Here is a 13,318-nt window from a genome sequence, read left to right on the forward strand (position 1 = left end):
TCTGTCCGACAAGGCTCAGAACAGGACGGGCTCGTCCTCGGCGGGGGCGTACATGTTGATTTCCATGCCGCAGGCGATCTCGGTCAGGGTCGGTTTGGTCCAGGCCATGTGTTCTCCTCCTACATGCCGTTTGCGCCAGGATAAGAAGGCGACTGGATTCGAATTTAGTTCAGGGGCAGGATGAATCAACCCGACAAAGGTCGCAACTGCGTGATCGAGCACATCGAAAAGAGGCGATTCTGCGATGTTTCACCTGATCCTGGCAGTCTGCCTTGCCTCGGCGCCCGATGACTGCGCGGATGTCCTGCTGCCTCAGGGCGATGCCGCGTCGCAGCAGGCGTGCCTGGAAAAGGCAGGGCGAATCGCCGGCGATTGGCTGGGCGCGCATCCCGACCTGACGGGCGGGACGCCTGCATGCCGGGCGAATGCGGACCTGCCGGCATCAGAGCTGCAGGCGGTCGCGCCCGGTGTCTTCGTCAGCCTGGGCGAAAGCCTGCAGATGGAGGACAGCGCCGACGGCCGCATCGCCAACCTGGGCGTCGTCGTCGGCCGCGACAGCGTGGCGGTGATCGATGCCGGCGTCTCTCGGGCCGAGGGGCAGGCGCTTTACACGGCCCTCCGGCGGATCATCGACAAGCCGATCAGCCATCTGATCATCACGCACATGCACCCCGACCACAGCTTCGGCGCGGCCGTCTTTGCCGAAGCGGGGGCCCAAATTTTGGGCCACCACGCGCTGCCGCAGGCGCTGGAGGGGCGCGGCGGTGCATACCTGGCCAATCTTGCGGACCTCTATCCTCCGGCCGAATGGGTGGGGACCCGCGTCGTGCTGCCGGACGCGGTGGTCAACGGCCGGATGCAGATCGACCTGGGCGACAGGGTGCTGGATCTGCGGGCTTGGCCCACGGCGCATACCGAAAACGATCTGACCGTCTTCGACCGGCAGACGGCGACCTTCTTTGCGGGCGACCTGTTGTTCCGGGAACTGACCCCGGTCGTCGATGGATCGCTGAGGGGCTGGCTGGAATGGCTGGACAGCGACCCCGCCGCCGGGGCACGCTTGATCGTACCGGGCCATGGCGCGGTGGCCGGTTCCTGGGCCGAGGCGTCCGGACCGCAGCGGATGTTCCTGAATGCCCTGGCGGCCGAGACGCGCAAGACCGTCGATTCCGGGCAGCCGATGTCCTCGGCCGTGCCCGCGATCGCCAAGGCATTGGAACCGTTGAAGAAGGATTGGACTTCCTTTGAGGCGACGGTGGCACGGGACGCGACGGTCGCCTTTCAGGAACTGGAATGGGAATGACCTGATCTGACGCGCCTGTCTGTCATGCGGGCGCAAGCAACCGGGGCCTGAAGTCCCGGACCATCGAGGGAGGAAGACTTGAAAACGACATTGTTCACGACCGCCGCAGTCCTTGCCCTGACCACCGGCATCGCGCAGGCGCAGCTGGTGATCGAGCCGGGTAGCGACGACCGCATCAACTGGGCCAGCCTTGACGAATTCGCCGCCGCCCATCCCGACCTGGAGGGGCAGAGCTTCAACATCCTCGGACCGTGGCTGGGCGGCGACCAGGAGCTGTTCATGTCGGTGCTGGCCTATTTCAACGAGGTGACCGGCGCCGAGGCGCAGTATTCCGGTTCCGACAGCTTTGAACAGCAGATCGTCATCGACAGCGAGGCTGGGTCGCCCCCGGACGTCGCGGTTTTTCCGCAGCCGGGTCTGGCTGCCGACCTTGCCGCGAAGGGGTTCCTGCGCCCGCTCGGCGACGACACGGCGCAGTGGCTGCGCGAGAACTATGCCGCCGGCGAAAGCTGGGCCGAGCTTGGCACCTATGAGGGCCCCGAGGGTGAGGAGCATCTCTATGCCTTCCCTTACAAGGCCGACGTGAAGTCGCTGGTCTGGTATGTCCCCGAGAACTTCGAAGATGCCGGATACGGAATCCCAGAAACCTACGAGGAACTGAAGGCCCTGACCGAGCAGATCGCCGAGGAGGGCGAGACGCCCTGGTGCATCGGACTGGGATCGGGCGGCGCGACCGGCTGGCCCGCGACCGATTGGGTCGAGGACCTGATGCTGCGCACGGCCACGCCGGAACAGTACGACCAGTGGGTCACGAACGAGATGCCCTTCAACGACCCGGTCGTGGTGAACGCGATCGAGGAATTCGGTTGGTTCGCCAAGAACCCCGACTTCGTGTCCGGCGGCACCGGCGCCGTCACCTCGACCGATTTCCGCGAAAGCCCGGCGGGTCTGTTTGAATTCCCGCCGTCCTGCTACATGCACCGCCAGGCCAGCTTCATCCCCACCTTCTTCCCTGAAGGGACCGAGGTCGGGCAGGACGCTGACTTTTTCTATCTGCCGGCACCTGAATCGGGCGATCTAGGTCAGCCGGTGCTGGGCGGCGGGACGATGTTTGCGGTGCTTTCGGACAATCCGGCCGCGCTGGCCTTCATCGACTTCCTGAAGACTCCCGCCGCACACGAGATTTGGATGGCGCAGCAGGGTTTCCTGACGCCGCATACCGGCGCCAACCCCGAAGCCTATGGCGACGAGACCGTGCGCCGCATGGGCCAGATCCTTCTGGATGCGACCGTGTTCCGCTTCGACGCGTCCGACCTGATGCCGGGGGCCATCGGCGCCGGGGCGTTCTGGACCGGGATGATCGACTTTGTCGGCGGGTCGTCCGCGCAGGAGGTAGCCGACCAGATCCAGGACACCTGGGCATCGCTGAACTGATCGCGCATCGGCGCGGCGTCGGCGCCGCGCCGTCATCCGACAAGGGAGGGGGAAGGGATGGAGCTGTTCTGGCTGGCCATCAGCACGATCGCCATCGGGGTCTTCGGCTGCGTGGCGTGGTTCTGGGGATCGAACTGGATCCTTGACAAGATCTACCCGCCCAGGGGCGATCGGGCGGGCGACAACATCCGCCGTGCCAACCAGATCAGGCCCTGGCTGTTTCTGGGGCCGGCGATCGTGTTCCTGACGATGTACCTGGTCTATCCTGTGCTGGACAGCCTGTGGCGGTCCCTGTTCAACTCTGACGGGGCGCAATTCGTCGGCGCCGACAACTATCTGTGGTTGCTGGGCGACGACAAGTTCCAGGAATCGATGCTGAACAACATGCTGTGGCTGCTGGTCGTGCCGGCGCTGTCGACGCTGTTCGGCCTGCTGGCGGCGCAGCTGACCGACCGCATCAAATGGGGCAACATCGGCAAGTCGCTGATCTTCATGCCGATGGCGATCAGCTTTGTCGGTGCGGGCGTCATCTGGAAGTTCATTTATGAATACCGCGCCGCCGGAGAAACGCAGATCGGTCTTCTGAACTGGATCGTCACCCAGTTCGGAGGAGAGCCGCAGATCTGGCTGACCCTGCCCGGCTGGAACAACTTCTTCCTGATGATCGTGCTGGTCTGGATCCAGACGGGCTTTGCGATGGTGATCCTGTCGGCCGCCCTGCGCGGCATCCCGGAAGAAACCATCGAGGCCGCGATCCTGGACGGCGCCAGCCCGCTGCAGGTGTTCTTCAAGATCAAGGTTCCGCAGATCATGGGCACCATCGCGGTCGTCTGGACCACCATCACCATCGTCGTGCTGAAGGTCTTCGACATCGTCTTCGTGATGACCAACGGGCAGTGGGGCACGCAGGTGCTGGCCAACCTGATGTATGACTGGATGTTCCGCGGCACGCCCGACTATGGGCGGGGATCGGCGATCGCCATCGTGCTGATGATCCTGGTCACGCCGATCATGGTCTGGAACATCTGGAACGCCCGCAAGGAGGTGCGCTGATGGAAGGCATGGCGGGACAGAAATCGTCGCTGGCTTGGGCGGTCAATCTGGCGGCCTTTTTGCTGGTGCTGCTGTGGACGATCCCGACGCTGGGGCTGTTCGTGTCGTCGTTCCGCGACCGTGACCAGATCTCGACCTCGGGGTGGTGGCAGTCGTTTTCCGGCTCCGAACAGACCGGCTTTGTCCGGTCGGGAACGGCCGACGACCAGGTCCAGCAGGACGGCGTCTACGTGATCGAGGGCAGCGTGGTCGAGGGCTCGCAAGAGCTGTCCGCCTGGGGCACCGGCGCACGCCAGCCGGCCGAGTTCCAGCCCGGCGACACGACCGAGATCGACGACGGCATCCAGCTGACCGTGACCGAGGAGGGCACCTATCGCATGACCTCGGCCGAGCCGTTCGAGTTGTCGCGGGGCGAGCGGATCTTCACGACCACCATCTCGCCGCCCGAGTTTACGACCGAGAACTATGGCCGGGTACTGACGGCGGGCGGTCTGGGCCGGGCCTTCATGAACACGATGACGGTGACGATCCCGGCGACCGTCATCCCCATCCTGATCGCGGCCTTCGCGGCCTATGCGCTGGCCTGGATGCAGTTTCCGGGCCGTGCCCTTCTGACTGCCGCGGTCGTCGGCCTGCTGGTCGTGCCGCTGCAGGTGGCGCTGATCCCGCTGCTGCGGCTGCACAATGACCTGGGCATCGGCAAGGGGTACATCGGCATCTGGCTGGCCCATACCGGCTTCGGCCTGCCGCTGGCCGTCTATCTTCTGCGCAACTACATGGTAGGCCTGCCGCGCGAGATCATCGAATCTGCCCGCGTGGACGGCGCGACCGACTTCCAGATCTTCCGCCGCATCATCCTGCCGCTGTCCTTCCCGGCGCTGGCCAGCTTTGCGATCTTCCAGTTCCTGTGGGTCTGGAACGACCTGCTGGTGGCCACGGTCTTCCTGGGCAATACCCGCGAACAGCTTGTCATGACTGGCCTTCTTCGCGAACTGATGGGATCGCGTGGAGGTGAATGGGAGATCCTTGCAACTTCCGCCTTTATCTCGATAGCCGTTCCCCTGCTCGTGTTCTTCGCGATGCAGAAATACCTGGTCCGCGGATTGCTGGCCGGGTCGGTGAAAGGTGGATGAATTGACGGCAACGACGACGGATTGGTGGAGGGGCGGGATCATTTACCAGATCTATCCGCGCAGTTTCCAGGACACGACGGGCAACGGGATCGGCGATCTGGCCGGAATCGCGCAGAGGCTGCCCTATGTCGCGTCACTGGGCGTGGATGCGGTCTGGGTCTCGCCCTTCTTCACCTCTCCGATGCGGGACTTCGGCTATGACGTCAGCGACTATCGCGGCATCGACCCGCTGTTCGGGACGATGGACGATTTCGACTGGCTCGTGACCAGCGCCCATGATCTGGGGCTGAAGGTGATGATCGACCTGGTGATGTCGCACACGTCTGACCAGCACCCCTGGTTCAAGGAAAGCCGCGCGTCCAGGGACAACCCCAAGGCCGACTGGTATGTCTGGGCCGATCCCAAACCCGACGGGACGCCGCCGAACAACTGGCTGTCGATCTTCGGCGGCAGTGCCTGGCACTGGGACGCGCGCCGCGAACAGTACTACCTGCACAACTTCCTGACCCAGCAGCCGGACCTGAACTTCCACAACCCGGCGGTTCAGGACGCGCTGCTGGAGATGGCGCGCTTCTGGCTGGAAAAGGGCGTGGACGGCTTCCGACTGGACACGATCAACTTCTATTTCCACGACGACCAGCTGCGCGACAACCCGCCGCTTGCGCCCGAGCTGCGCCGCGCCGACACCGCGCCCCGCGTGAATCCCTACAATCACCAGAGCCACCGGTTCTCGAAGTCTCAGCCCCAGAACATTGCGTTCCTCGAACGCTTCTATCAGGCGATCGCGCCCTATGGCGCCGCCGTCGTGGGCGAAATTGGCGACAGCGAACGCGCGCTGGAACTGCTGGAGGAATATACCGGCAGACCGGGGCGCGTGCAGATGTCCTATGTCTTCGACTTCCTGTCGGGCGACGACCTTCGGGCCGCACGCATCGCCGAGGTGTTCGACCAGCTGCACCGGACGGCGCCGAACGCCTGCCCGTGCTGGGCCATGTCGAACCATGACGTCGTGCGCCACATCACCCGCTGGAACCTCACCGACCAGGCCGCCAAGGCCTATGCCACGGTGCTGATGTGCCTGCGCGGCGCCGTCTGTCTTTACCAGGGCGAAGAGCTGGGCCTGCCCGAGGCGGAGCTGCGCTTCGACGACCTGCGCGATCCTTACGGCATCGAGTTCTGGCCCGAGTTCAAGGGCCGCGACGGCTGCCGGACGCCGATGGTCTGGGACATGGGGGTGAACGGCGGCTTCTCGACCAGCCAGCCCTGGCTGCCGGTGCCGCATGTCCACCTGCAGCGCACGGTCGTCGCGCAAGAGGCCGACGCCCAGTCCATGCTGCACCACTATCGGTGGGCCATCGGCCTGCGGCGCAAGCACAGCGCGCTGCGCGAGGGCGACATGACCGACATCACGGCAGAGGGGCCGGTGCTGTCCTTCAGGCGCACCGACGACCGCCAGAGCCTGCTGATCCGGGCCAACCTGTCGGACGACGACGCGGGCGGGCTGGCGCCATGGCAGGTGCAGATCATCGAAGGGTAGGGGAGGAAACCGCGAATGGCCGATCTGAGACTGACGGATGTCGCCAAGTCCTATGGCGACGTGAACGTGTTGCGAAACATCAACCTGACCATCCGGTCCGGCGAATTCATCGTCTTTGTCGGCCCTTCCGGCTGCGGGAAATCCACCTTGCTGCGCATGATCGCGGGGCTGGAGCAGATCACCGGCGGCACACTGGAGATCGACGGGCAGGTGATGAACGACATCCCGCCCAGCCAGCGCGGCATCGCGATGGTGTTCCAGTCCTACGCGCTCTATCCCCACATGACGGTGCGCGACAACATGGCCTTCGCCCTGAAGATCGCCGGGCAGTCCAAGGACCAGATCCGCGAGGCGACAGACCGAGCGGGCCGGATGCTGCAGCTGACGCCCTACCTGGACCGCCTGCCCAAGGCGCTGTCGGGCGGCCAGCGTCAGCGGGTGGCCATCGGGCGCGCCATCGTGCGCGACCCGAAGGTGTATCTCTTCGACGAACCGCTGTCGAACCTGGACGCGGCGTTGCGGGTGGCGACCCGGATCGAGATCGCGCAGCTGAAGGCCTCGATGCCCGACCGCACGATGATCTATGTCACCCACGACCAGACCGAGGCGATGACTCTGGCCGACCGGATCGTCGTGCTGGCCGGCGGCGGCATCGCCCAGGTGGGCGCGCCGCTGGAGCTGTACCAGCGCCCGGTGAACGAATTCGTCGCGCAGTTCATCGGCAGCCCTGCCATGAACCTGCTGCCGGGTCGTGTGTCCGCCACGGGAGAGATGACCACCGTGGCGCTGGACGGCGGCCTCGAGGCGCGGGTGGCGGTTCCCACGCGTCCGGGGGACGAGGGGATGCAGGTCAACCTGGGCGTTCGCCCCGAAGACATGCGCGAGACCGATGACGCGGCGGTCTTCGAAGGCTCGGTCGATCTGACCGAGGCCTTGGGAGAGGTGACGCTGCTCTATTTCGGGACTAACGCCGAGACGGTGCCGATCATCGCCAAGCTGCCGGGCATCCATCCGGGCCTGAACGGCCGTCGCGTCAGGCTGACCGCCGATCCCGAGGCGATGCACCTTTTCCACGACGGTCAGTCGCTGCTTTACCGCGACGGCACGCCGCCGCCATTCGAGGTTCGCGCCGCGGCACCCTCAGGCAGCCTCGGCAGCACGCCTGCCGGTCCGCATGACGACCAGGGCCGGATTGAGGACGGGCTGATCAAGCCCGAGGGACCGGTGCGCTGACAGCCGGACGCTGCGACGAAATTCGCAGCTTGTCCGCCGCCGATATCTGCTATGGTCGGGCCAGCCCTGGGGAGGGGGAACCATGACGCAACGCAGCCACGCCGACCTGGTGGCGGAACAGTCGCGATCGCCGCGCGCGACCTCGGCCCTGGCGGCCTCCTGGCGCCGCTCGATGCTGAAGCACGGGCTCGACCCGGCGGACCGACGCAGGCCCGACAGGCTGACCGCCGCCGAACTGGCCGAGCGGCATCAGGCGATGGCGGCCTTTCTGCATGTCGCGGGGCCGCAGATCGACCAGCTTTACAATCTGGTCGGGCTGTCCGGCTGCAACGTGCTGCTGACGGACGCACAGGGCGTGGTGCTGGACCAGCGGGTGTCTGACGGCGACGCGGCGCAGTTCCGCGACTGGGGCCTGTGGCGCGGGGCCGACTGGTCCGAGGCTGCGCAGGGCACGAACGGCATCGGCACCTGCCTGGTGGAGGGGCGGCAGGTCACCATCCACCGCGACGAACATTTCCACACCCGCAATACCGCCATGTCCTGCATGGACGCGCCGATCTGGGGGCCTGACGGTCGGCTCTTGGCGGCGCTGGACGTCAGCAGCGCACGCGCCGACCAGACCGAACGCTATAACCGCCTGATCGGGGCGCAGGTGGCGCAGACCGCCCGCGCCATCGAGGCGCTGTTCTTCCGGTCCAGCTTTCCGCAGGCGCGGATCGTGGTCGCGTCCGACGATCATGCCGACCAGGCGGTGCTGCTGGCGGTGGACAAGGACGACCTGGCCATCGGCGCCACCCGCGCCGCCCGCCGTGTCCTGGGGCTGGAGCGTGAAGGCAGCCTGCGCCCGCGTCCGGCAGCGGACCTGCTGGGCCGCCAAGGCGATCTGCAGGGCTTTGATCGCGGCGAACGCGCCGCCGTCGTCAGGGCGCTGGCGCGCGCCGACGGCAACGTCTCGGCGGCCGCGCGTGCATTGGGGATCGGGCGCGCGACCATGTATCGGCGCATGGCGCGGCTGGGGATCAGCGAAAACCACGGCTGACTGTCTCACGCCTGAGACAGCTTCTGCGGCGCGGCGTGGAAAGCCCGTTGCCTCGAATCAGGTGCTGACCGACACCTGTGGCAACCCGGACAGGGGAGCGTCCGGGACATCGAGAGGAGGACCAGATGCCGAACGACCAGACGCATGAATTTAAGGGCGTGGGCGTGATGCCCTTTGCCGCCCGCTATGACAACTTCATCGGCGGCCAGTGGGTTGCACCCAAGTCCGGACGCTACTTCACCAACACCACCCCCATCACCGGCGGCGAGATCGGCGAGATCGCCCGCTCGAACGCCGACGACATCGAGGCGGCGCTGGATGCGGCCCATGCCGCCAAGGAAGCCTGGGGCCGGACCTCCGTCACAGAACGCTCGAACATCCTGAACAAGATCGCCGACCGGATGGAGCAGAATCTGCAACTGCTGGCGACGGCGGAGACCTGGGATAACGGAAAGCCGATTCGCGAGACGATGGCCGCCGATCTACCGCTGTCGGTTGACCATTTCCGCTATTTTGCCGGTGCGCTGCGCGCGCAGGAAGGCGGCATCAGCGAGATTGACCACGACACGGTCGCATATCACTTCCACGAGCCTCTGGGTGTAGTGGGCCAGATCATCCCGTGGAACTTCCCGCTGACGATGGCCTGCTGGAAGCTGGCTCCCGCGCTGGCCGCAGGGAACTGCGTGGTGCTGAAGCCAGCCGAGCAGACGCCTGCGAGCATCATGGTGTTCATGGAGCTGATCGCCGACCTGCTGCCGCCAGGCGTGCTGAACGTCGTCAATGGCTTTGGCCTGGAGGCGGGCAAGCCGCTGGCGTCGAACCCACGCATCTCCAAGATTGCCTTCACCGGGGAAACCACCACCGGCCGGCTGATCATGCAGTATGCGTCGGAAAACCTGATTCCCGTCACACTGGAACTGGGCGGCAAGTCGCCTAACATCTTCCACGAAGATGTATGCCGCGAAGACGACGATTTCTTCGACAAGGCGATCGAGGGCTTCGTCATGTTCGCGCTGAACCAGGGCGAGGTCTGCACCTGCCCCTCGCGCGCCCTGATCCACGAGAAGATCTATGACCGCTTCATGGAGCGCGCGCTGAAGCGCGTCGAGGCGATCGTGCAGGGCGACCCGCGCGACAGCGCCACGATGATCGGCGCGCAGGCGTCCAGCGAGCAGAAGGAGAAGATCCTCTCCTACTTCGACATCGGCCGCAAGGAAGGCGCCGAGGTGCTGACCGGCGGCGAGGCCGCCGATCACGGGGGCGAGCTGTCGGGCGGCTACTACATCAAGCCGACCGTCCTGAAGGGCAACAACAAGATGCGGGTCTTCCAGGAGGAGATCTTCGGCCCGGTCGTGTCCGTGACCACCTTCAAGGATCATGACGAGGCGTTGTCGATCGCCAACGACACGCTCTATGGCCTCGGCGCGGGCGTATGGTCGCGCGATGCGAACACCTGCTACCGCTTTGGCCGCGCGATCCAGGCGGGCCGCGTGTGGACCAACTGCTATCACGCCTATCCGGCCCACGCGGCCTTCGGCGGCTATAAGCAGTCGGGCATCGGGCGGGAAAACCACCGCATGATGCTGGACCACTATCAGCAGACCAAGAACATGCTGGTCAGCTACAGCCCGAAGAAGCTGGGCTTCTTCTGAGCCATCGGCGGTCCCCCGCAACCTGCGGGGGGCCAGCGGCGTTGAGGCGGATCGACCTATGGCCGGAATCGCCCCATGCCCAAGGACAGCATCATCGACCCCGAAGACGCCGCCGAAAGCGCGGGCCTTGTCTACGTCAACGACGACATGCCGGGAATCACGCGGGCCCGCGCCGGCAAGGGCTTTACCTATCGCGACGCCGAAGGCCGCACGATCCGCGACAAGGACGAACGCAAGCGGCTGGCCTCGTTGGCCATTCCGCCGGCCTATACCGACGTCTGGATCTGCCCGGATCCGAACGGGCATATCCAGGCCACCGGTCGCGACGACCGGGGCCGCAAGCAGTACCGCTATCATCCCGCCTTCCGCGAGGTCCGCGACGGTGCCAAGTACGAACGCATGTTCGATTTCGCCAAGGCGCTGCCCGGCCTGCGCGCAAGGGTGCGCAAGGACATGTCGTTGCGCGGTCTGCCTGCGGACAAGGTGCTGGCGACCATCGTCTATCTGCTGGAAAACACCATGATCCGGGTCGGCAACGCCGATTATGCGAAACAGAACAAGTCGCACGGCCTGACCACCCTGCGCGACCGCCATGTCACCTTCGACGGCAACGAGGTGCGCTTTCGCTTCAAGGGCAAGGGCGGCAAAGAATGGGACTTGGGTCTGCGCGACCGGCGCGTGGCGCGCATCGTCAAGGCGGCGCAGGACATTCCCGGCCAGCACCTGTTCCAGTACCTGGACGAGGACGGCGAGCGCCACCAGGTCACCTCGACCGACGTGAACGCCTATTTGCGCCGGATCAGCGGGCGGCGAATCACCGCCAAGGACTTCCGCACCTGGACGGGCACCGTGCTGGCCGCACTGGCCCTGGCCGAATATGAACGCGCCGACAGCGACGCCGCCGCCAAGCGCAACGTTCGCGACGCGATCGAGGCCGTCGCTGCCCGCCTTGGCAACACGCCGACCATCTGCCGCAAATGTTACGTCCACCCGCAGGTGATCGAGGCCTATCTGGCCAGTGACCTGAAGCTGGACCTGCAGGGCGAGATCAAGGAAAGCCTGGACGACGACCTGCACCCCGAGGAAAAGCAGGTCCTCAAGTTCCTGAGGAGGAGATTGAAGGCATGAGAACCGTGACCGCCACCCCCCAGGCGCTGGACCTTCTGGCCGAGATCGTGGCCGATCACGGCCCGGTCCTGTTCCATCAGTCTGGTGGCTGCTGCGACGGATCGTCACCCATGTGCTATCCGCAGGGAGATTTCCGGGTGGGCGACCGCGACGTCAAGCTGGGAGAGATCGGTGGCGCCCCCTTCTACATCTCGGCCAGCCAGTACGAAGCGTGGAAGCACACCGACCTGATCATCGACGTCGTCCCCGGACGCGGCGGCATGTTCAGCCTGGACAACGGCCGGGAACGGCGCTTCCTGACCCGGTCGGAGATCTGCAGCATCTGAAGCGCCGTTGTGAGGTCGCTTGCAATCGGCTAGACATGCCGCGACCCATTAAGCGAGGTATGTCATGACCCACAGCGTCTTCATCGACGGCGAGGCCGGAACCACCGGGCTTCAGATCCGCGAACGCCTGCTGGGACGTGACGACATCCGACTGGTGCAGGTCGATCCCGCCCGACGCAAGGAAGCGTCGGCCCGCGCCGAAGCCTTTGCCGAAGCCGACGTGGCGATCCTGTGCCTGCCCGACGACGCCGCGCGCGAGGCCGTCGCCTTGACGGCCGACATGGACGTGCGCCTGATCGACGCCTCGACCGCGCACCGGATCGACCCGAACTGGGTCTTCGGCTTTCCCGAACTGGCCGCCGAAATGCGCGAGATGATCGCCGCGGCCCGTCTGGTCAGCAACCCCGGCTGCTATTCGACCGGCGCAATCGCCATCGTCGCGCCCCTTGTCGCCGCCGGCCTCATCGACGAAGGCGAGGCCCTGTCGATCAACGCGGTCAGCGGCTATACGGGCGGCGGCAAGGCGCTGATCGGCGAATACGAGGGAGGCACAGCGCCCGCGCATTTCGTCTATGGTCTGAACCAGCGCCACAAGCACATCCCCGAAATCATGACCCATGGCGGCCTGCTGGTGCAGCCGGTCTTCGCGCCCTCGGTTGGCAATTTTGCACAGGGCATGGCCGTGCAGCTGCCGCTGCACATGGACGCCGACCGCAGCGCGGCGGCGCTGCACCAGGCGCTGTCCGACCATTACGCCGGGCAGCAGTTCGTCGAGGTGGCGACCGCCGAGGAGATCGGCGCGCGCATCGACCCGACCGCGCTGAACGGCTCGAACCAGTTGCGGATCAGCGTCCATGGCGAGGACGACACCGGCTGCGCACTGGTCGTCGCGGTACTGGACAACCTGGGCAAGGGCGCCTCGGGCGCAGCTGTCCAGAACCTGAACATCATGCTCGGGCTGCCCGAAGATCTGGGCCTCTGATCCCCTTCTTCGAAGCAATATTTTCACATGACGTCCGCGGCCAATCCATTGGCGCAGACGTCATGCTCGAAGTATCGAGCAGCTGTCGCTGAACCTAGATCGGGCCCCTCTTGGTGAAGGTGCTGCGCCTGAAGGTCTTTCGCCCTGGAAGGAAGGGACCCTGCTGGAAGCCGGCTGCTGCAGGTCACGACCCTCACGTCGCGACTGCGGCCAGGTCCACTCGTGATATGCCTAACCGGCATTCAGCCGAATACGGTCGGCGAGGCTGAAGCCAGAAGGCCAGCCGCAAGGCAACTCACAGACAAAGCCGCAGGGTGATCAGGAGGCCGCACCTTCGGAGGCAGAAACCCTCTCCACATCAGCGACAGCTGTCACACGACATCAGGAACCGACCCCTCGGCGTCATGAGGAACTGACCCCCTCCATTTTGGTCTGAACGTTGCTGGTGTCTTGCGCAGTCTGTAGCTCTCGCCTCGGATGGTCACGACGTGGCTGTGG

Annotated in this window: 11 protein-coding genes and 1 pseudogene; 11 read left to right on the forward strand and 1 reads right to left on the reverse strand. The window is 65.5% G+C overall.

From position 1 onward, the window contains the following. Positions 1-15: 15 nt before the first annotated feature. Positions 16-108, reverse strand: coding sequence for a pyrroloquinoline quinone precursor peptide PqqA (gene pqqA / locus OC184_RS02745; RefSeq protein ID WP_111299049.1), 93 nt, complete (start codon positions 106-108; stop codon positions 16-18). A gap of 136 nt (positions 109-244) precedes the next feature. Between pqqA and OC184_RS02750 the strand changes: the two genes are divergently transcribed. From OC184_RS02750 to argC, 11 genes and pseudogenes are all read left to right on the forward strand, one after another. Further along, positions 245-1,303 (forward strand): quinoprotein relay system zinc metallohydrolase 2, encoded by a 1,059-nt coding sequence (locus tag OC184_RS02750; protein WP_265505652.1) that lies wholly within the window; start codon positions 245-247, stop codon positions 1,301-1,303. Positions 1,304-1,381: 78 nt separating this feature from the next. Next, positions 1,382-2,737 carry an ABC transporter substrate-binding protein gene (locus OC184_RS02755; protein WP_265505653.1) on the forward strand — a complete coding sequence of 452 codons (1,356 nt, stop codon included), beginning with the start codon at positions 1,382-1,384 and terminating at the stop codon, positions 2,735-2,737. A 57-nt stretch (positions 2,738-2,794) separates the two neighbouring features. After that, entirely contained in the window at positions 2,795-3,790 is a 996-nt protein-coding gene (locus OC184_RS02760) for a carbohydrate ABC transporter permease (RefSeq protein WP_265505654.1), read from the forward strand. Beyond that, a complete protein-coding gene (locus tag OC184_RS02765) occupies positions 3,790-4,923 on the forward strand; it encodes a carbohydrate ABC transporter permease (RefSeq protein ID WP_265505655.1) in 1,134 nt (377 codons plus the stop codon). Before OC184_RS02760 ends, OC184_RS02765 begins: the two co-directional genes overlap by 1 nt. Beyond that, entirely contained in the window at positions 4,916-6,460 is a 1,545-nt protein-coding gene (locus tag OC184_RS02770) for an alpha-amylase family glycosyl hydrolase (RefSeq protein WP_265505656.1), read from the forward strand. Before OC184_RS02765 ends, OC184_RS02770 begins: the two co-directional genes overlap by 8 nt. Before the next feature lie 15 nt (positions 6,461-6,475). Further along, positions 6,476-7,564 (forward strand): annotated as a pseudogene (locus OC184_RS02775) (ABC transporter ATP-binding protein); the annotation flags it as partial. A 211-nt stretch (positions 7,565-7,775) separates the two neighbouring features. Continuing rightward, positions 7,776-8,732 carry a GAF domain-containing protein gene (locus OC184_RS02780; RefSeq protein ID WP_265505658.1) on the forward strand — a complete coding sequence of 319 codons (957 nt, stop codon included), beginning with the start codon at positions 7,776-7,778 and terminating at the stop codon, positions 8,730-8,732. A 125-nt stretch (positions 8,733-8,857) separates the two neighbouring features. Further along, on the forward strand, positions 8,858-10,384 hold the full coding sequence (gene adh, locus OC184_RS02785) for an aldehyde dehydrogenase (protein ID WP_265505659.1): 1,527 nt from the start codon (positions 8,858-8,860) through the stop codon (positions 10,382-10,384). Between the two features lie 75 nt (positions 10,385-10,459). Beyond that, positions 10,460-11,512 (forward strand): DNA topoisomerase IB, encoded by a 1,053-nt coding sequence (locus OC184_RS02790; RefSeq protein WP_265505660.1) that lies wholly within the window; start codon positions 10,460-10,462, stop codon positions 11,510-11,512. Next, on the forward strand, positions 11,509-11,838 hold the full coding sequence (locus OC184_RS02795) for a DUF779 domain-containing protein (protein WP_265505661.1): 330 nt from the start codon (positions 11,509-11,511) through the stop codon (positions 11,836-11,838). The genes OC184_RS02790 and OC184_RS02795 overlap by 4 nt, the downstream gene beginning before the upstream one ends. Positions 11,839-11,902: 64 nt before the next feature. Further along, positions 11,903-12,820 carry an N-acetyl-gamma-glutamyl-phosphate reductase gene (gene argC, locus OC184_RS02800; RefSeq protein WP_265505662.1) on the forward strand — a complete coding sequence of 306 codons (918 nt, stop codon included), beginning with the start codon at positions 11,903-11,905 and terminating at the stop codon, positions 12,818-12,820. Positions 12,821-13,318 lie beyond the last annotated feature (498 nt).

This window comes from Paracoccus rhizosphaerae, assembly GCF_026162645.1.
GTDB lineage: Bacteria > Pseudomonadota > Alphaproteobacteria > Rhodobacterales > Rhodobacteraceae > Paracoccus > Paracoccus rhizosphaerae.